The sequence below is a fragment of the Sphingomonas sp. genome (genome assembly GCF_031380695.1).
GTDB lineage: Bacteria > Pseudomonadota > Alphaproteobacteria > Sphingomonadales > Sphingomonadaceae > Sphingomicrobium.
The window spans coordinates 1-19,390 of the sequence record NZ_JANMWY010000172.1; the positions used below are offsets into that span (position 1 = coordinate 1).

17 protein-coding genes and 2 pseudogenes are annotated in these 19,390 nt (G+C 66.2%); 15 read left to right on the forward strand and 4 right to left on the reverse strand.

Annotation, left to right across the window (positions count from 1 at the left end; genetic code table 11):
• The 5 genes and pseudogenes from RMN84_RS06465 to RMN84_RS06485 all read left to right on the forward strand — a co-directional run.
• A pseudogene (locus RMN84_RS06465) lies at positions 1–134 on the forward strand (tRNA (guanosine(37)-N1)-methyltransferase TrmD); the annotation flags it as partial.
• A 12-nt stretch (positions 135–146) separates the two neighbouring features.
• Positions 147–539 carry a 50S ribosomal protein L19 gene (rplS, locus tag RMN84_RS06470; protein ID WP_309611367.1) on the forward strand — a complete coding sequence of 131 codons (393 nt, stop codon included), beginning with the start codon at positions 147–149 and terminating at the stop codon, positions 537–539.
• 85 nt (positions 540–624) lie between these two features.
• Positions 625–1,659 carry an aspartate-semialdehyde dehydrogenase gene (locus tag RMN84_RS06475; RefSeq protein WP_309611368.1) on the forward strand — a complete coding sequence of 345 codons (1,035 nt, stop codon included), beginning with the start codon at positions 625–627 and terminating at the stop codon, positions 1,657–1,659.
• Positions 1,660–1,697: 38 nt separating this feature from the next.
• The gene (locus RMN84_RS06480) at positions 1,698–2,174 is read left to right on the forward strand and encodes a nuclear transport factor 2 family protein (protein ID WP_309611369.1); all 477 of its coding nucleotides are present in this window, start codon (positions 1,698–1,700) and stop codon (positions 2,172–2,174) included.
• The gene (locus RMN84_RS06485) at positions 2,171–2,923 is read left to right on the forward strand and encodes an alpha/beta fold hydrolase (RefSeq protein ID WP_309611370.1); all 753 of its coding nucleotides are present in this window, start codon (positions 2,171–2,173) and stop codon (positions 2,921–2,923) included. The genes RMN84_RS06480 and RMN84_RS06485 overlap by 4 nt, the downstream gene beginning before the upstream one ends.
• 36 nt (positions 2,924–2,959) lie before the next feature.
• Here the strand turns inward: RMN84_RS06485 and RMN84_RS06490 are convergent, their stop codons facing one another.
• A complete protein-coding gene (locus RMN84_RS06490; protein WP_309611371.1) occupies positions 2,960–3,493 on the reverse strand; it encodes a hypothetical protein in 534 nt (177 codons plus the stop codon).
• Between the two features lie 69 nt (positions 3,494–3,562).
• The gene (locus RMN84_RS06495; protein ID WP_309611372.1) at positions 3,563–4,042 is read right to left on the reverse strand and encodes a peroxiredoxin; all 480 of its coding nucleotides are present in this window, start codon (positions 4,040–4,042) and stop codon (positions 3,563–3,565) included.
• 96 nt (positions 4,043–4,138) lie between these two features.
• Between RMN84_RS06495 and RMN84_RS06500 the strand changes: the two genes are divergently transcribed.
• The 6 genes from RMN84_RS06500 (at position 4,139) to addB (ending at position 12,237) form a co-directional block, all read left to right on the forward strand.
• Complete coding sequence (locus RMN84_RS06500; RefSeq protein WP_309611381.1) at positions 4,139–4,699, forward strand: YqgE/AlgH family protein; 561 nt, start codon at positions 4,139–4,141, stop codon at positions 4,697–4,699.
• A gap of 97 nt (positions 4,700–4,796) precedes the next feature.
• The gene (locus tag RMN84_RS06505) at positions 4,797–7,163 is read left to right on the forward strand and encodes a PAS-domain containing protein (protein ID WP_309611373.1); all 2,367 of its coding nucleotides are present in this window, start codon (positions 4,797–4,799) and stop codon (positions 7,161–7,163) included.
• On the forward strand, positions 7,160–7,597 hold the full coding sequence (tsaE, locus tag RMN84_RS06510) for a tRNA (adenosine(37)-N6)-threonylcarbamoyltransferase complex ATPase subunit type 1 TsaE (protein WP_309611374.1): 438 nt from the start codon (positions 7,160–7,162) through the stop codon (positions 7,595–7,597). The genes RMN84_RS06505 and tsaE overlap by 4 nt, the downstream gene beginning before the upstream one ends.
• Positions 7,594–8,577 (forward strand): phosphotransferase, encoded by a 984-nt coding sequence (locus RMN84_RS06515; protein ID WP_309611382.1) that lies wholly within the window; start codon positions 7,594–7,596, stop codon positions 8,575–8,577. Before tsaE ends, RMN84_RS06515 begins: the two co-directional genes overlap by 4 nt.
• Positions 8,574–9,329 carry a nucleotidyltransferase family protein gene (locus RMN84_RS06520; RefSeq protein ID WP_309611375.1) on the forward strand — a complete coding sequence of 252 codons (756 nt, stop codon included), beginning with the start codon at positions 8,574–8,576 and terminating at the stop codon, positions 9,327–9,329. The genes RMN84_RS06515 and RMN84_RS06520 overlap by 4 nt, the downstream gene beginning before the upstream one ends.
• Positions 9,316–12,237: a double-strand break repair protein AddB gene (gene addB / locus RMN84_RS06525; protein WP_309611376.1), complete on the forward strand. Its 2,922-nt coding sequence runs from the start codon at positions 9,316–9,318 to the stop codon at positions 12,235–12,237. Before RMN84_RS06520 ends, addB begins: the two co-directional genes overlap by 14 nt.
• 63 nt (positions 12,238–12,300) lie before the next feature.
• Here addB and RMN84_RS06530 read toward each other — a convergent pair whose 3' ends face one another.
• Entirely contained in the window at positions 12,301–13,053 is a 753-nt protein-coding gene (locus RMN84_RS06530; protein WP_309611377.1) for a Crp/Fnr family transcriptional regulator, read from the reverse strand.
• A 154-nt stretch (positions 13,054–13,207) separates the two neighbouring features.
• Between RMN84_RS06530 and RMN84_RS06535 the strand changes: the two genes are divergently transcribed.
• A complete protein-coding gene (locus RMN84_RS06535; RefSeq protein WP_309611378.1) occupies positions 13,208–13,816 on the forward strand; it encodes a group 1 truncated hemoglobin in 609 nt (202 codons plus the stop codon).
• A 141-nt stretch (positions 13,817–13,957) separates the two neighbouring features.
• Here RMN84_RS06535 and RMN84_RS06540 read toward each other — a convergent pair whose 3' ends face one another.
• Positions 13,958–14,119: an isopropylmalate isomerase gene (locus RMN84_RS06540; protein ID WP_309611379.1), complete on the reverse strand. Its 162-nt coding sequence runs from the start codon at positions 14,117–14,119 to the stop codon at positions 13,958–13,960.
• A gap of 73 nt (positions 14,120–14,192) precedes the next feature.
• Here RMN84_RS06540 and addA point away from each other — a divergent pair, with 73 nt between their 5' ends.
• The 3 genes and pseudogenes from addA to RMN84_RS06555 form a co-directional block, all read left to right on the forward strand.
• On the forward strand, positions 14,193–17,597 hold the full coding sequence (addA, locus tag RMN84_RS06545) for a double-strand break repair helicase AddA (protein WP_309611380.1): 3,405 nt from the start codon (positions 14,193–14,195) through the stop codon (positions 17,595–17,597).
• 53 nt (positions 17,598–17,650) lie between these two features.
• Complete coding sequence (trxA, locus tag RMN84_RS06550; RefSeq protein ID WP_309611383.1) at positions 17,651–17,971, forward strand: thioredoxin; 321 nt, start codon at positions 17,651–17,653, stop codon at positions 17,969–17,971.
• Between the two features lie 130 nt (positions 17,972–18,101).
• Positions 18,102–19,390: pseudogene (locus tag RMN84_RS06555) on the forward strand (preprotein translocase subunit SecA); the annotation flags it as partial.

Consider the following 19,390-nt stretch of genomic DNA (forward strand, 5'->3'; position numbering starts at 1 on the left):
GGGATCATGCGCGGATCGCGGCGTGGCGACACGAAGCGTCGATCCGGGACACACGGCTACGGCGGCCCGACCTGACCTTGCGCCATGGGGGTGCAAAGCAGGCACCGCCCTCTGGTGCGCAGCGCGACGAATAGGGCTTAACCAACATGAATCTCATCCAGACCCTCGAGGCCGAGCAGATCGCCAGCCTCATCGAAATCCGCGCCATTCCCGAATTCCGCCCGGGCGACACGCTCAAGGTCGGCGTCAAGGTCGTCGAAGGCGACCGCGCCCGCGTCCAGAATTTCGAAGGCGTGTGCATCGCGCGCTCGAACAAGGGCATCGGGTCGAACTTCACCGTCCGCAAGATCAGCTTCGGCGAAGGCGTCGAGCGCGTCTTCCCGCTCTACTCGCCGTCGGTCGATTCGATCGAGGTCGTGCGCCGCGGCGCCGTCCGCCGCGCCAAGCTCTATTATCTGCGCGGCCGTCGCGGCAAGTCGGCGCGCATTGCCGAGCGTCGCGACACGCGCCCCGCAAAGGGCTCGAAAACCGACGCCTGAGCCGGTTCGCGAACTATTTCTGACGATTTGCGACGGCCGGGCTTTCCAACGGAAGGCGCGGTCGTTTGCTTTTGGGGGACTGACGATGAGTGACGGTTATCGGATTGTGGTCGTCGGCGCGACCGGCAATGTCGGGCGCGAAGTGCTCAACATCCTGGCCGAGCGGCAATTTCCGCTGGCGGATATCGCCGCTGTGGCTAGCTCGCGCTCGACCGGCGAAATCATCGATTTCGGCGACAGCGGGCGCGAACTCAAGGTTCAGAATATCGACCATTTCGACTTTTCCGGGTGGGACATGGCGATCTTCGCCGCCGGATCCGAAGCCAGCAGGGTCTATGCGCCGATCAGCGCCAAGGCCGGCTGCACGGTGATCGACAATAGTTCGCTCTACCGCATGGATCCTGACGTGCCGCTGATCGTGCCGGAGGTGAACCCGGAGGCGATTGCGGGCTATACCCGCAAGAACATCATCGCCAACCCCAACTGCTCGACCGCGCAGATGGTCGTCGCGCTGAAGCCGCTGCACGATGCGGCGACGATCAAGCGGGTGGTCGTTTCGACGTACCAGTCGGTCAGCGGCGCGGGCAAGGCGGGGATGGACGAGTTGTTCGAGCAAAGCCGCAACATCTTCGTCGGCGACACTGCCGAGGCGAAAAAGTTCACCAAGCAGATCGCCTTCAACGTCATCCCGCACATCGACGTGTTCCTCGACGACGGGTCGACCAAGGAGGAATGGAAGATGGTGGTCGAGACCAAGAAGATCCTCGATCCCAAGATCAAGGTGACGGCGACGTGCGTGCGGGTGCCGGTGTTCGTTGGACATTCGGAGAGCATCAACATCGAGTTCGAGCGCGAGCTGTCGGCCGCCGACGCCCAGCGCATCTTGCGCGAATCGCCGGGCATCATGCTCGTCGACAAGCGCGAGGACGGCGGATACGTCACCCCGGTCGAGTGCGTCGGCGACTACGCCACCTTCATCAGCCGCGTGCGCGACGACCCCACGGTCGAGAACGGCATCAACCTGTGGTGCGTCAGCGACAACCTCCGCAAGGGCGCGGCGCTGAACGCGGTGCAGATCGCGGAACTGCTCGGGCGGCGGCATTTGAAGAAGGCCGCTTGAGCCGCTAGCGTTCCTGCGGTTGCAGCAGGAGAGTGGCAATGCGGAATATGATGGTGCTGGTGACAGCAATGGCGCTGCTCGCAGGCTGCAAGCAGGCGCCGAGCGGGCGGGCGCCGGTAACCACTGCCGAGGCTGAAACGATCGCGACCGCGGCTGAGGCTACCTTCACCACCGGCGACCTCGGCAAGATCATGGATCAATATGCCGACAACGCAGTGATGATCGACGCGAGCAAGGCTGATCCGAGCGCCGATCGCAAGGTGGCGACGGACTCGGCCCGCGCTTTCGTCAGCATGAGGCCGGCCGATTATCATGTCGTCGGCCGTCACATCCAGCTGATCGGGCCCGATGCCTTCATCAGTTCGGGGATCGAGCAGTTTTCTGTTGCCGCCGGCAGCGCCCGGCCGACGGTCAGCGCGCGCTTTAACGACGTCTTTCAGCGCCAGGCCGACGGCAAGTGGAAGATCATCAACGAGCATGTCTCGATGCCGCCGACGGTGACCGGCACCAAGTGACCGAACCGACGATCCACCATTGGACCGCGTCCGATGGCGTCGATCTCGTCTGGCGCGAGATGGGGGTGGGCGCGCCGGTCGTGCTGCTCCACGGGTTGTTCTCCGACGGCGTCGTCAACTGGATCAAGTTTGGCCATGCTGCCAAGGTCGCGGCGACGGGGAAGCGGGTGATCATGCCCGACTTGCGCGCGCATGGCCTGTCGAGCAGGCCGCACGAAGCTGATCATTATCCGCCCGGGGTGCTTGGGCGCGACCTGATCGAATTCGTCGCGCACCTTGAGCTGACCGAATATGATTTGGGCGGCTTCTCGCTTGGTGCTCGGACGACGGTGCAAGGGATTGGCGACGGCTTGAAGCCGCGTCGTGCGGTGCTGGGTGGAATGGGGCTGGAGGGGCTAAGCGCCTGGACCGAGCGGAGCCAATTCTTCCTCGACGCGATTGCTGCGTTCGACACGGCCAGGCGCGGCGACCCCCACTGGCTGGCGATCCAGTTCATGCGGACGATGAAGGTCGATCCGCTGGCCGCCGTGCCGCTGCTGCTCAGTTTCGAAGCCGCGCCCGACGGCTGGCAGGCGGCGTTCGCAATGCCGACGCTGGTACTGGCCGGGAAGGACGACCACGACAATGGCTCGGCTCCGGGACTGGCCGAAGCACTGCCCGACGCGACCTACGCCGAAGTGCCGGGGACTCACATGAGTTCGGTCACCGATGGGGCGTTCGGCGATGTGCTCGCAGCTTTCCTCGCCTGACGGAAAGGGGGCGCGGACCGAAGCCCGCGCCCGAGGTCAGTAGGAGACGGCGCCGACCTTGCCTTGTTCAGTCGATGGGACGTCGATCCCATTGCCGCTAACCGCCGGAGTCGAAAGTTCACCGCTACTGGCGATTTGGGGTGACAGGCGGGCAGTGACCTTTTCGGCCAAAGCGCTCGCCTGATCGCTGATCTTTCCGCTCAGCGCAGTAGCCTGCTCGCTGACCATGCCGCCTATGCTGGTCGCCTGATCGCTGATCCTGCCGCCGAGAGTACTCGCCTGTTCGCCCAGTGCGGTGGCCTGTTCGGCGATCAGTCCGCGCTTGGCCCAGATGAGCGCACCGGCCCCGGCCGCGCCAGCGGCGATCGCCGCGCTGGTCAGCGGGCGCGACTTGACGGTTTCGATGAAGCTTTCGGCGGCAGTAGTGATTTTCTTGCCCGCCTTTGTGGCGGTGGCAGTGGCCGTTGCGGTGGCGGAGTTGCTCGTCGCCGACTTGCGCGAGGTGGCGCTCGAGGCGCGCTTGGCGGTGGCGCGGGTGCGCGCCGGGGTGCCGGATTTGGGTGTGGCCATGACTGATACTCCTTGGCTGGATGATAGGGCGTTCAACGCCCGACCGGCCAAGGAGTTCAGTTCATGGGATTAGAGCTGCTCGAGCATATGCTCCGCGCTCGAGGCCGTATATTCGCCAGCCGCTTCGACATTTAGGTGCTCGACGACGCCATCGTTAACGACCATCGAGTAGCGCTGGCTGCGCTCGCCCATGCCATAGGTCGACGCGTCCATGGTCAGCCCGAGCGCCTTCGCGAACTCGCCATTGCCGTCGGCGAGCATGGTGATGTCGCCGCTGCCCTGGTGCTGGTTCCAGGCGCCCATGACGAAGGCGTCGTTGACCGAAGTGCCGACGATCTCATCGACGCCCTTGGCCTTCAGTTCGGCGGCCTTGTCGACATAGGACGGCAGATGCCGCGCCGAACATGTCGGGGTGAAAGCACCCGGCACCGCGAACAGCGCGACTTTCTTGTCCTTGAAAAAATCATCGCTGGTTGTCGGCTGCGGCCCGTCGGGGGTCGCCAGCGTGAGGGGAACGGAGGGGAGGCGGTCGCCGACTTTGATCGTCATGGGTTTTCTCCTGAAGGGGGATGAAGCGGGAGATAGGCGTGTCCCGTGACAGGCTCAAGGCTTGCCAGCCTTTGTTTCCCCGAACATTGTCACGGCATGGAGCAGCTGCCCTTCCTGTCGGGGAAATTCCTGCTGGCAATGCCGGGCATGGCCGATCCGCGCTTCGAGCGGGCGGTGATCGTGATCGCGGTACACGACGAGAATGGTGCGGTCGGCATCGGCATCGGCCACAGGCGCGTCGGCATCCGCTTTCGCCAGTTGCTCAAACAGCTCGACATCGACCCGGGCGATGTGCCCGACCGTGAGGTGCATCATGGCGGGCCGGTCGAGCCGGGGCGTGGCTTCGTGCTCCATTCGGAGGATTGGGGCGGGCAGGACACGCTGCCCATCACCGGCCTGGGTGCGATGACCGGGACGATCGATGTGCTGAAAGCAATCGCCGAAGGACGCGGGCCATCCCGCTGGCTGGTATCGCTGGGTTATGCCGGCTGGGGACCGGGACAGCTCGACGGCGAGATGACCCGGCATGGCTGGTTCGCTGCGGGCGGAACCCCGGCGCTCCTGTTCGACACGCCGACCGAAGAGCGGTGGGCGACGGTGTTCCAGGGCGAGGGCATCGACCCGCGGTTGCTGGTGGGAGAGACGGGCGCGGCTTGACGGAGGCGTTGCGGTCGTGCCGCCGGTCGTGCCGCTTCCCCTTCGCCAACGCGCTCCCTATGACCCTGACGATGCGGCCAGTCGGAATGATGCAAGGATGAGCGGAGCCGGCGGGTCTATTGCTGCGATCGTCGTCACGGTCGCGGCGGCGTGGCTGGCGATCGCGCTCGCGCTGTCGCTCTATGCCGCGCGGCGAATGCGGCGAGCGAATGCGATCCTGGCGGCGGCGCGATCGAGCGCGGCGCTGCTCGCGGCGGCCCCGGCGCGGCCGATGCTGGTGCGCGGTGACGGGCGAATCGAGGTCGATCCCGGCCTGCTTCGCGACTTCGGGCTGGACGAGGATCCGGGGCGGATCGAGTTGCTGGTCGGTAACGAGCGCGGTCTGGTGGCGGAAGATGTCGACGCGCTCGCGACCGCGCTCGACCAGTCGCGGCGCGGTGCGGCGTCGGTCGAGACGCAGGTTCGCGTGGCGGGGTCGGGCCGGGTGTTCGAAGTCAGCGGCGGACCGGCACCTTCGCCGTCACCGGCGGGCAGCAGCCTGTTGTGGCTGAGCGATTCCAGCCGGGCGGTGGCCGAGCGAAGCACGCTGGCGCGGCGGCTTGCGCAAACTGAGGGGGCGCTCGATGCGCTGACCCACCTGATCGAAAGCGCGCCCTTCCCGATGTGGTATCGCGGCCCGGACCTGAAGCTGGGGCTGGTCAACAGCGCCTTCGTCCAGGCGGTCGAGGGGCAGGACGCGGCGGATGTTATCGGTCGCGGCATCGAACTGGTCGACGTCGAGACCGCCCGTGCAGCCGCGAGCCGCGCGATCGAAGCCGGCGAACCGCAATCGCGCAGCACCCCTGCAACGATCGGCGGCGAGCGGCGCATGATGCGCATCGTCGACGTGCCGCTGCCGACCGGCGCGGTGGCCGGGTTTGCGGTCGATATCCAGGAATTGGAGGATGCGCGGTTCGAACTGGCGCGGACGATCCAGTCGCAGCGTGACCTGGCCGACCGGATGACGGCGGGGACGGCACAGTTCGATGCCGACCGCCACTTGAGCTTCTTCAACCAGCCGTTTGCGATCATGGCCCATCTCGACAGCGAATGGCTCAGTGAGAACCCCGAGTTCGACCGGCTGCTCGAGCAGATGCGGGAGAAGAACCGCACCCCTGAAGTGCGCGACTTCCCGGTATGGAAGGACGAGCGGCGGGCGTGGTTCACGTCCGCCGACGACGTCATCGAGGAAGACTGGATCCTCGCCAATGGCGACCATCTGCGCGTGGTCGGGCAGCCGATGCCCGATGGTGGGCTGCGCCTGATCCTGGAGGACCGGACCGAGCAGGTCCGGCTGGCGTCGGCCCGCGATACGCTGCTGCGGGTGCGCGCGGCGACGTTCGACAATCTGTTCGAATCGATCAGCGTCTTCGCCAGCGACGGGCGGCTGTATCTTTGGAACCGTCGCTTCTGTACCTTGTGGGATCTCGACGAGGTGTGGCTGGGTGAGCATCCCCGGGTCGACGAGCTGGTCCCGGCAATGGCCAAGCAATTGGTCAACCCGACCGCCGCCGCACAGGTGCGCGAGATGGTCCGCGCGGCGACATCGGGTCGGCGCGAGGGGCGCGGGCGGGTGTCGCTGATCGACGGGCGCCATTTCGAATTCTCCGCCGTGCCGCTGCCAGACGGAAACGCACTGTTCACCATGATCGACGTCACCGACAGCAGCCGGATCGAGGGTGCGTTGCGCGAGCGGGCGACCGCGCTGGAGGAGGCCGACCGGGTCAAGACCGATTTCGTTGCCAGCATGAGCTATGAATTGCGCACGCCGCTGACCTCGATCGGCGGGTTCGCCGAGATGCTGGCGGGGGGCTATGCGGGCAAGCTGGAGCCGGCGGCGGCCGATTATGTGTCGGCGATCCTGGAATCGGTCGGGCGCTTGTCGCGGCTGATCGACGATGTGCTCGACCTGACCCAGGGCGACACCAGCGGGGTGACGCTGGAGCGCGAGCGGGTCGATCTGGCCGGGCTTTGCCGCTCGGCGATCGGGACGCTGCAGCCGGCGATCGACGACAAGAAGCATCGTTTCGACGTGGCGATCGATCCGTCGACCGGGACCGTGATCGGCGACGCGCGGCGGCTGCGCGAAAGCATCGAGCATGTCCTGCGCAACGCCGTCGCCTATACCGAGCGCGGCGGCTCGATCCGGTTCACCGCGTCGGGAACCGCGACCGAGGCGACGATCGTCATCGTCGACGACGGGCCGGGCATCGCGGTGGAGGATCAGGCCCGGGTGTTCACCCGCTTCCACCGCGTCGGCGGCGTGGCGAAGGGTGAGGCGGCGCTGGGGCTGGGCCTGCCACTCACCCGCCAATTCATCGAGGCGCATGGCGGCAAGGTCGAGCTGGTATCGGAAGTCGGCACGGGCAGCGCGCTGACCCTCGTCATCCCGCGCGCGCCAACCAAGCCTGTCGTCGCGTCGTGATCCTGGCCGACGAGGAAGCGACGCGGCGGGCCGGGGCGTTGCTGGCAGCGGCGCTCCGGCCGGGTGATGTGGTGACGTTGTCGGGGCCGCTGGGAGCGGGAAAGACAACGCTGGCGCGCGGGTTGCTGCGGGCGCTAGGCGAGGAGGGCGAAGTGCCGAGCCCGAGCTTCGCGCTGGTCCAGCCTTATGACGCACTGACCTTACCGGTGTGGCATGCCGATCTCTATCGGATTGAGCATGGGGACGAATTGGATGAGCTCGGCCTGGACGAGATTCTGGCAACTGGCGCGCTGCTGGTCGAATGGCCGGAGCGCGCGCCCGGTGCATGGCCCCACGCACTCGCTTTGTCGCTCGAACCGCTGACGGGAGACGCGCGCCGCTTGACAGCGATTGTCCCCTCGTCATGGGAGGGCCGATGGCTGCCATCACGATGATTCCGCCCGCCGCCGCGCCCGATTTCCTCGCCCGCAATGGCTGGGGCGGCGCACGCATCGAGCCACTGGCGGGGGACGCCTCGTTCCGCCGCTATTTCCGGATCGTCCAGGCGGATCGTACGGCGGTTCTGATGGATGCGCCGCCGCCGCATGAAGACCCGCGCCCGTTCGCGGCAGTGGCCGACTGGCTGCTTGCTGCCGGGCTGACCCCGCCGCCGATCCTGGCGCGCGATCTCGACCAGGGGATGCTCCTGCTCGGCGATTTCGGCGATGCGCGGCTGCGCGAAACGCTCGACGCCGCGCCGCAACGCGAGGAGGAGCTCTACGCGCTGGCGACCGACGTGCTGATCCATTTGCACCGCCAGCCGCCAATGGTGGGGCTCAAGCCGCACGGTCTCGATCAGTGGCTGTCCGAATTGACGCTATTCACCGACTGGTATTGCCCGGCAGTCGGGATCGCGGTCGACGCCGACGCCTGGCGTGCCGCGTGGAGCGAAGTGCTGACGCCGATCGCTAACGACGGGCTCGGTCCAGTCACCGTGCTGCGCGACTATCATGCCGAGAACATCATGCTGCTCGCCGGGCGGCAGGGGATCGGCCATTTCGGGCTGCTCGATTTCCAGGACGCGCTGCAGGGGCATCCGGCCTATGATCTGTGTTCGGTGCTGGAGGATGCGCGGCGCGACGTATCGCCGCAGATCGAGCGAATGATGATCGATCGTTATGTCGCCGCGACCGGCGCCGACGCGCGGTTCGAGCCCGCCTATTGGGCGCTTGCGGCGCAGCGCAATACGCGCATCCTCGGCGTCTTTACCCGTCTGTGGAAGCGCGACGACAAGCCGCATTATCTCGAGTTCCAGCCGCGCATGTGGGGGCTGCTCGAGCGCGACCTGGCGCACCCGGCGCTGGCCCCGGTGCGGGCATGGTTCGACGCCCATATCCCGCCCAAAGCGCGCGCGCCCGCATGGAACGCGGCATGACCCAGGTCAGCGCCCTGAAACTGCGCGCAGACGTCATCGCAGACGTGCCGCGCACGGCGATGGTCATGGCCGCCGGGCTAGGCAAGCGGATGCGTCCGCTGACCGACGACCGGCCCAAGCCGCTGGTCGAGGTCGCCGGCAAGCCGCTGATCGACCATGTCTTCGACCGGCTCCACGCCGCCGGGGTCGAGCGGGTGGTGGTCAACGTCCATTATCTGGCCGACGAGTTGGAGGCCCACCTGCGCGACCATGCCCTGCTCGACGTCGCCATTTCCGATGAGCGTAACCTGCTGCTGGAGACTGGCGGTGGTTTGGTCCGCGCCGCGCCGCTGATCGATTGCGACCCGTTCCTGGCGGTCAACAGCGACAATTTCTGGGTCGACGGGCCGGCCGATACGCTCAAACTGCTCGCCGCTCATTGGGATCCGACGAAGATGGACGCGCTGCTGCTGCTCGTTGCCCATGCGCGCGCTGGCAATCATGGCGGGCTCGGCGATTTCCACATGGACCGCGAGGGGCGACTCAGGCGGCGTGGCAAGGCGCGGATCGCACCGTTCGTGTTCACCGGTATTCAGATCATGGCCAAGAAGTTGCTTGATGGTGCCCCAGACGGCCCTTTCTCGACTAACCTCCTGTGGGACCGGGCCATCGCCGAACGACGACTGTACGGCGTGGTTCATCAGGGGCTGTGGTTCGACGTCGGCACACCGCCCGCGATCCGCGCCACCGAGGACGCGCTTGCCCAGCTCTGATCTGGTCGAGCGGCGGACGGCGGGGGCGCCGCTCGTCTACACCATTCCGGCGCATCGCAGCTTTGCCGACGCGCTCGCCAGTGGGCTGATCGCGGCCTACGGCGGCGACCCGCTTGGACTGGCGCGGGGGCGCATCCTGTTGCCGACCAATCGCGCGATGCGGACGGTGACCGAGGCGTTCGTGCGGGCGAGTGGCGGCGGGCTCGTGCTGCCGCGCCTGATCCCGGTGGGCGATCCGGAACTCGACGAGCGTATTGGCGGGGCGCTCGACCCGGCGGGGGGAGCGGTGTTGCCCGCGGCGACCGATCCGCTCGAGCGGTTGCTGGCGCTGGCGACCATGGTGCGTGGACCGGACGAGAGCGCGGCGGAGGCGATGCGGTTGGCGGCGGACCTCGCGCGGACGCTCGACCAGCTGACCATTGCGGAGATTGCGCCGTCGCAGTTGGTCGAAGCGGCGGCGGACGCGCCCGAATTGGCGCTGCATTGGCAGAAATCACTCGATCGACTGCGCGCGATCATCGACCGTTGGCCGGCAATCGAGCGGGAGCAAGGTCGGATCGGGCTGGCCGAGCGCCGCAACCGCCTGCTGCGCGCGACGGCGGAGCGGTGGCGGAATGCGCCGCCGACGGGGTTCACCATCGCCGCCGGGATCACGACGAACGCGCCCGCCGTGGCCGCACTGCTGGCGCGCGTGGCGCGGTTGCCCGATGGCGCGGTGGTGCTGCCGGGGCTGGCGATGGTGACGGCGATGCCCGACGAAGAATGGGAGGCGCTCGGCCCGGACGAAGCGAATGCGCGCGGGGAGCCGACCCACCCGCAATTTCATCTCAAGCAATTGCTCGATGCGATCGGCGTGGCGCGGGGCGAGGTGCAAGTGTGGCGCGCGGGCGGGCGAGCAGCCTCGCCGGCGGTACGCGGGCGGGCAGTGATGCACGCGATGACGGCCGCCGATTTCTCCGAGAAATGGAGCGCACTGCCGCCGCGCGAGCGCCGCCTGACCGGCATCCGCGCTGCCGAACTGGCCGATCCGGCGAGCGAGGCGATGACCATCGCGGTCGCGCTGCGCGAGGCGCTGGAAACGCCCGAACAAACGGCGGCGCTGGTCACGCCCGACCGGGTGCTGGCGGCACGCGTGTCGGCGATCCTCCAGCGGTGGGGGATCGAGGCCAATGACAGCGCCGGTCGCCCGCTCTCGCAGGCCGCGCCGGGGACGCTGCTGCTCGGTATCCTCGCGGCGGCGGCAGAGGGGTTGGCGCCGGTCGCGCTGCTGGCGCTGCTCAAGCATCCTTTGGTCGGCGGGGAAGGGGACGAGCGGCGCGGGTGGCTCGACCGCGTGCGAGGGCTCGATCTTGCCCTGCGCGGGCCGCGACCGGCGGGCGGGCTCGCCGGGCTCGACGAGCATTTTGCAACGAAGGACGAATGGCAGCGGGCGTGGGCGCCATTGCGGGCGAGCGTGGTTGCGCTCGATGGGCTGCTCGACGGGAGCGTCACCGCCGCGACGCTGGCCGCGCGCTTGCGGGAATGCGCGTCTGAGCTGGCGGGGGATGCGGCGTGGCGCGGACCGGCGGGGCGGTTGGCGGGAGAGCTGCTCGCTGAACTCGAAGCAGCGCCCGCTGCGGCCGCTTTGCCGATAACCGCAAGTGACGCCGTTCCGCTCCTGCGCCAGTTACTCGACGAGCGGCCGGTGCGGCCGCCCTATGGCGGGCACCAGCGGATCCAGATCTTCGGCCTGCTCGAAGCGCGATTGCAGCAGGCCGACCTGATGATCCTCGGTGGAATGAACGAGGGGGTGTGGCCGGGCGAGCCGCGCCCCGACCCGTGGCTGGCGCCGCGCATCCGCACCAATCTCGGGCTGCCGACGCTCGATTTCGTCACCGGGCTGGCGGCGCATGACTTTGCCAGCGCATTGGGCGCTCCGCGCGTATTGCTGACCCGGGCGCGGCGGGATGGGCGCTCGCCGACCGTGGCATCGCGATTGTGGTTGCGGCTGCAGGCGATGACCGGCGGTCTGGCACGCGACCATCGTCTGGAGCGACTGGCAGCGGTGATCGATAGCACGCCCGGCCCGCCGCAACCTGTCGCGCGCCCTGCGCCCGTCCCGCCGGTCGAAGCAAGACCGAAGCGGATCGCGGTGACCGATCTCGATCGGCTGCAGGCCGATCCGTTCGCTTTCTATGCCAAGGCGATCCTCCGCCTGCGCCCGCTCGACCCGCTCGACGCCGACCATAGCGCGGCGTGGAAAGGCACGGCGGTACATCGCATTTTGGAGGAGTGGCAGAAGGAGGATGACTGCGACCCGGTTACTTTGTTCGGCCGGGCCGAGGCACTGATCGCCGGTGATGCAATCCACCCGATGTTGCGCGCGCTGTGGCAACCGCGACTGATCGAGGCGATCAAGTGGGTCGCGGGGACCGAGGCCAAATTGCAGTCCGAAGGGCGCCGCCCTCGCGCCGCAGAAGCAAAAGGCGAAACCGATCTTGCCGGGGTGACGCTTTACGGCAAGGCCGACCGGATCGATGTGCTGCCCGGTGGCGGGCTGGGGATCGTCGATTACAAGACCGGCAAGGCGCCGACGCGCAAGGCGGTCGACGAGGGATTTGCGCTGCAGCTCGGCCTGCTGGGGCTGATTGCGCGGGCAGGGGGTTTTGTGGGCGTTGCCGGCGAGCCCGAGCTTCATGAATATTGGTCGCTGGCGAAACATGTCGAGCAATTCGGCAAGCGCAGCGCTCCCGACGACAAGATCGGTGCGACAGAATTCCTCGACCGCGCCGAACGCCAGTTCGCGGCCGCGGCGGCGAAGTGGTTGACAGGAACGGAGCCGTTCATCGCCAAGCTCAATCCGGCCTATGCGCCGTACGAAGATTACGACCAGCTGATGCGGCTCGAGGAATGGTATGGGCGGGAGTGACGTCGCAAGATGACCCTATTGTTGGAAATTCGATTTTGAAATGGGAGCGCCCGAGAGATATTCTCAATCGACTACTGCCGCGTTCGTCAGGTCCCCGACGGCGTGCAACCAGGCATAATCAAAATCGCCGTCACGGTCGGAATAATGCCCGAGACAGGCGAGCCGCGGCTCGTCAACGATAGACACTGTTCGCCGGGTGCAGCAGATGAGGCCGTCGTCAATGAGGGAGTTCCACATGCGGCTCGCATGAACTGGCGTTATTCCAGCGACGTGCGCGATCTGCTCTCGCGTCAAGTGCAAGAAGAACGAGTTCGTAACGGATTCGTCGGCGGATCGCAGACGATGCAAAATATCCATAAGAAGAAAGGCAACGCGCGCTTTAGCAGAATCGTGACCTAAACTTGCCAGCCGGTCGCCAGCGGTAATTCGTTCGGCTTGCGCAAACATGTACATGATAGCTGCGAGCCGCGGCATGTAAAACAGCTCTGCAAGCAGGTGTTTAGGGAAGAATGCAATGACTGCATCGGAAAGGGCTTCGAGATCTTCGGCATAGTGGCGCATCGGTACGCTGGGCATCGCAAGCAGATCGCCAGGAAAATGCAGTCGCCGAACCTGCTGTGACCCGTCGGGGAAACGGCTGCAGCTCATCACCCAGCCCGTCATGAGCACGAACGCATTTTCGGCGAGGTCATACTCCTGGGCAATGGAGTCGCCGCGTCTTACCGAAAAAGGATTTTCTTCGAGCCTCTCAAGGAAGGCGATTTCCGACCGGTCGATGCTGAAGCGTCTCGTCACTCGCTCCGCAAATACGCCCATGACTTGTCTCCGGCGGCACGCTGCCCTGTGGAGAACGTCCGTATGCGCAGTCTGACCCATAACAAATGTTATTAAGGGGGCCAAGGTTGCAGGCGTAGAATGCGAGAGGTCGCGCCGGGCGGCTTGGAAGCAGGAGAATTTTATGAACTCGCCCATGGAAGATGAGATCAAAAACGATCCTCCTGCACACGCTGAGAGCCTGACATCGACAAGGCGCGATCTATTGCACGGAACGATGTTGTTGTCGGCAGCGGCGATTGCCACCCCGCTTGCGACGGCATGCGCCCGTGCCGCGGACCCAGCATCGAAGGCAAATAAGCAGACGGACAAGCAATCGGAAAAATCACTTTATAACCGGCTGGGAGGCATTTTTGCGATCGCTGCAGTCGTGAATTACTTCAGCGACGAAATTATCAAGGATCCGATCGCGGGGGCGCAATCGAGCAACCCGGCGCTTCGTGAATGGCATACGAAGCAGCTCGATCGACTGCCGGGCTTGAAGTTCATGCGCACATTGTGGGTTGCTAATGTGTCGAGCGGTCCGTTCCAATACACCCCTACCCGACCAGGCAGCACGAATCTCGGGCTTGAAGAAGCACATAAGAAACTTAAAATCTCGCCGAAGGAGTTTGATGCCGTGGCGGCGGTGTTGTCGCGTTCACTCGATCATTTTGCCGTGCCTCAAAACGAAAAGACCGAAGTGTTGGCGGCCTTTGCCGCGCATAAGGACGAAGTGACGAAAGGATGGCGGGACGTGCAGTAGGCCAAGGTGGCCACAGCGCATGGCACAGGTGGAGGGGCATCCCCGCTAAGTCTTGGCCTCAGAGAGCGTGCCGAACGTCCGCGTCGGATCAAAAGCGGCTGACGACCAGTCGGCGATTACGATCTTGGTCGCCTCTTGACCTCAATCCGTCGGCGACGGGTTCGGGGGGTCCTTTTTCGGCTTCTTAGCCCGTGACCGGGAGGCGTAGAGCAGTGCAGCGGCGATGGCGGCGGAGCCAATGCCGGCGGCGAACCCGGCCTTGACCAGCGCGGCCTTGCGCTCGCTTTCGTCCTTGTCGGCCATGCGTGTCACTCTCCTGTATCTGCCGTCTTCCTAGGGGTTCGCAGCGGGCAGGGGAAGTTGCTATCAAGCGGGGATGGCCCGTCGCTTCAAACCGCTTCCCCATCTTCAAGGCGATCAGGCGAGGGCGGCGGATCCGGTCGCTCATGCCGCGCTGTCGGCGTCGGCGGGGACCGGCAAGACGCAGGTGCTGACGGCGCGGGTGCTGCGCCTGCTGCTGCAGGGGGTCAGCCCCGGCGCGATTCTGTGCCTGACCTTCACCAAGTCGGGCGCGGCGGAAATGGCCAATCGCATCGGCGACCGGCTGGCGAACTGGGTGCGGCTACCCGACAATCTGCTGGCGCACGAGTTGTTCGCGTTGGGCGAGGACGACCGCAGTCCGCCGGCACTGCAGCGTGCGCGGCGGCTGTTTGCGCGGGTGCTGGAAAGTCCGGGCGGGCTGCGTATCCAGACAATCCATGCCTTTGCGCAGACCCTGCTCGCATCGTTTCCGGCCGAAGCGGGGATCGCGCCGGGGTTTCAGCCGATCGAGGGGCGAGCGGAGCAGGAGCTGGCGCGCAACACGCTTGCCGACCTGCTGGCGCGAGCCGAGGCGGGGGGCGACACCGGGCTGACCGCCGATGTCGCGACGCTGTCGATGCGGCTCGGCGAGGAAGAGGCGGTGTCCTATCTGATGCGCTGTGCCCATTCCGGTGATGCGATCAACGCGATCGGCGATCCGGGGTCGGTCGAGGCGGCGCTGCGGGCGGTGGTCGGACTGCCTGAGGGTGATATCGAGGCGCATATCGTCGAGCGGTGCGCCGATGGGGCCTTCGACCGGCTGCTGTTCCAGCGACTGGTGGTAGCGAACCGGGCGTGGGGGACGGCGACTGGCGATAAGATCGTCGGTAATCTGACGGGGTGGCTAGCACTCGATGCCAACAGACGCGCGCAACAGCTTGAGGAAATTGCCAATGGGGTCATCACCAAGGCAGGCGAGCCGTGCGTTGCGAAGGCGAAGCAGATTGCCGCCGAGCCCGACTATTGCGACCTTGCCGTGCAATTTGGCGAGTGGCACGCGGGCCTGCTGGCAATACGCAGCGCGGCGAAGCTGGTCGCGATTCAGGCAGCGGGCTTGCGTGCCGGGGCGGCGTTCGCGACCGCCTATACCGCCGCCAAGCGAGCTGCCGGCGTCGCCGATTTCGACGATCTGATCGCCTGGACTCGGGAGCTGTTCAAGCAGCAGGGGATGGGCGAATGGGTCCGCTACAAGCTCGACCGGCGGACTGACCATGTGCTGGTCGACGAGGCGCAGGACACCAATGCTCAGCAATGGGCGATCGTCGAGGCGCTGATCGGCGAGTTTTTCGCCGGGGGGAGCGAGGCCGAGCGGCGCTGGCGAACCCTGTTCATGGTCGGTGATTTCAAGCAGGCGATCTTCGGTTTTCAGGGGACTGATCCAGCTGAATTCAACACGATGCGGGCCAGTGTGAGGAACCGAGCGCAACTGCTGATCGAGGCCGAGGACGAGGCCGATACGGGCGGCCCGCGGCTGGCGCGCGAGTTTCGCGACCTGTCGATCGACGCCAGCTTCCGCTCCGCCCCGGCGATCCTCGACACGGTCGATGCGCTGATCCGCGAGGTCGGGTATGCCGAGATGGGCCTGCCCGAGCGGCCCGGTGCTCATCGCGCGGTTTACGACGCTTGGCCGGGGCGGGTTGAGCATTGGCCGGCGTTCGTCCCGCCCGAGCCCGACGAGGAGGATGGTGAGGAGGGCTGGCTGACCGAGAAGGACCGGCTCTACGCGACCCGGCTGGCGGAGGAGGTGCGCGCGCTGCTGGCCGAGGCGCCGATCCTGTCGTCGACCAAGCGGCCGCTGTGCGCGGGTGACGTGATGATCCTGGTGCGCAGTCGCAAGGAATTGGCCTCGCTGCTGGTGGCGCGGCTGTTCAGCGCGGGGGTGCCGGTGGCGGGGATCGACCGGCTGCATCTGCACAAGCCGCTGGCGGTGCGCGACCTGATCGCGGCGATCGGGTTCGCGGTGCAGCCGCTGGATGATTTGAATCTGGCCGGGCTGCTGGTGTCGCCGCTGATGGGGTGGGACCAGGATCAACTTTATGCGCTCGCCCAGCCGCGCGGGAAGATGAAGTCGCTGTGGAGCGCGTTGCAGGACGCGGCGAAGGAGGATCCGTTCGCGACGGATACGGTCGAGCAATTGCTGGCCCTGCTGGCGATGGCCGATTTTGTCACGCCGGCGCGGTTCCTCGAGACGATTTTATCGGGGGCGCTCGACGGACGGCGCAAGCTGCTCCACCGGCTGGGCGAGGCGGCGCGCGATCCGATCGACGAATTGCTCGCGGCGGCGCTGGAGTTTGAGCGCAGCGAGATTGCCTCGCTCGACCGCTTCCTCGCCTGGTTCGAACGCGGCGAGGTCGAGATCAAGCGCGACACCGCCGCGCCGACCAATGCGGTGCGGGTGATGACGGTCCATGCGGCCAAAGGCCTGGAGGCACCGGTGGTGATTCTGGCCGATGCGACCGCCGATCCGGCGCAGATGGGCGGATCGCGCGGGTTCGACCTGCCGATCGGGGACGCCAAGGTGCCGCTGGTCCGCCCGCGCAAGGCAGAACTGTTCGGGCCGTTCGGGCAGATTGCCGAGGACGACAAGGTCCGCGAGCTGCAGGAGCATTGGCGCTTGCTCTATGTCGCGGCGACGCGGGCCAAGGAGCGGCTGGTCATCGCCGGGGTCATGCCGCGCGGCGCGCTGGCGGAGAATAGCTGGCACACGCGGGTCGCGCGGGCATTGAGTGGGCTGGGCGCGGCGCCGGATGAGCAGGGGCGGCTGGTGTGGACCGGGAGCGTCGCGGGGCGGAGCGTGGTGGCCAAGGCGGCGAGCATGCCGCTGCCCCCGCCGCCACTGCCCGACTGGCTCCATCGCGCCGCCCCGCCGGAGCCGCGCCCACCGCGCCCGCTCGCGCCCAGTTCGCTCGGCGAGGATCGCGATGTGTCGGCACCGCCGTCACCGGTGCAGGTCGCGGCGGCGCGGCGGGGGACCTTGCTGCACGCGCTGTTCGAGCGGTTGCCGGGGGTTGCGGTCGAGGATCGGCGGGCGGCGGCGCTGGCCTGGCTCGAACGCAACGGGGTCGAGGCGGGCGTGCGCGAGGAGATTGCCGCCGCCGCGCTCGCGGTGATCGAGGAGCCGCTGTTCGCCGACTTGTTCGGCGTGACCGCGCTGGCCGAAGCGCCGATCGCAGCGACGCTGGCCGATGGGCGGGTGATTGCCGGTACGGTCGATCGGCTGTGCGTCGGCGATGACGTGATCCGCGTGGTCGACTTCAAGACCGGCCGCCACGCTCCGGCGAGCCTGGCCGAAGTGCCGCCGGCGCACGTCGCGCAGATGGCGGCATATAGCGCGGCGCTGGGCGTGATCTTTCCCGACCGCGTTATCGAGGCGGCGTTGCTCTACACCTCGGCCCCGCGCCTGATCTCTCTGGAAGGTTGAGCGGGGCGCAATCCATCCCCATATGCGGGTCAACGCAGATTCGGAGAATGAACATGGGCACCAAGGCCGTCACCGACCAGAGTTTCGCCACCGACGTATTGCAGTCGTCGACCCCCGTGCTGGTCGATTTCTGGGCGGAATGGTGCGGGCCGTGCCGGATGATCGCCCCGGCGCTGGAGGAAATCTCGGGCGCGCTTGGCGACAAGCTGCAGATCGTCAAGATCAATATCGACGAGAATCCCGAGACGCCGGGCAAATATGGCGTGCGCGGCATCCCGACGATGCTTCTGTTCAAGAATGGCGAAGCAGTCGCAACCAAGGTCGGCGCGGCGCCGCGCAGCCAGATCCAGCAGTGGATCGAGGCGCAGCTCTGAAGCGTGGCGGGGTCTGCCCCGTCAATTGACTAGTAACACCCCCAACCCTACATCGCGCGCCATGTATCGCCCCCTTGCGGGTGAGCGCTTTGCCGCGCCCATGACGGGGCAGCGGCCTGAAGGAAGTTCGATGTTTTCCGCGATTGCCAAGTCCATTTTCGGGTCGTCCAACGACCGCTACGTGCGCGGCCTCGGCAAATATGTCGATGCGATCAACGCCTATGAGCCGCTGTTCTCGGAGATGCCGGACGAGCAGTTGCAGGCCCAGACCGGCCGCCTGCGCGAGCGACTGGCGAATGGCGAGACCCTCGACGACCTGCTGCCCGAAGCGTTCGCGACGGTGCGCGAGGCAGCCAAGCGGGCGCTCGGCCAGCGCCATTACGATGTCCAGCTGATCGGCGGAATCACGCTCCATCGTGGCGAAATCGCCGAGATGCGGACGGGCGAGGGCAAGACGCTGGTCGCGACACTCGCAGTCTATCTCAACGCTTTGCCCGGCACCGGCGTGCATGTCGTCACCGTTAACGATTATCTGGCGTCGCGCGATGCCGAGTGGAGGGGGCAGATCTATCGCTTCCTCGGCCTGAGCGTCGGCGTGATCGTGCCGAACCTGACCGACCAGGAGCGCAAGGACGCGTACAACAGCGATATCACCTATGCGACCAACAACGAGCTCGGTTTCGATTATCTGCGCGATAATATGAAGTACAGCCGCGACCAGATGGTCCAGCGGCCGTTCAATTTCGCGATCGTCGACGAGGTGGATTCGATCCTGATCGATGAGGCGCGCACGCCGCTGATCATCTCCGGTCCGACCGACGACAAGTCCGAACTCTACATGAGCACCGACGCGATCGTGAAAACCTTCGTCGACAGCGATTATGAGCTCGACGAGAAGCAGAAGAGCATCGTGCTGACCGAGGAAGGTACCGAGAAGGCCGAGCGGATGCTGGAGGCGCAGGGCCTGATCGAGGGGGCCAACCTCTACGACATCAGCAACACGCAGGTGGTCCACCACCTCAACCAGGCGCTCAAGGCCAACAAGATGTTCAAGCGAGACATCGACTATATCGTCAAGGACGAGAAGGTCATCATCATCGACGAGTTCACCGGCCGGATGATGGACGGGCGGCGCTGGTCGGACGGGCTTCACCAGGCGGTCGAGGCCAAGGAAGGCGTGGCGATCGAACCAGAAAACCAGACCCTCGCGTCGATCACCTTCCAGAATTATTTCCGCATGTACCCCAAGCTGTCGGGAATGACCGGCACCGCGCTGACCGAGGCGCCCGAATTCTTTGATATCTACAAAATGAACGTCGTGTCGATCCCGACCAATGTCGATGTTCAGCGGGTCGACGAGGACGACGAATTCTACAAGAATATCACCGACAAGTTCGCCGCTATCGCCGACGAAATCGC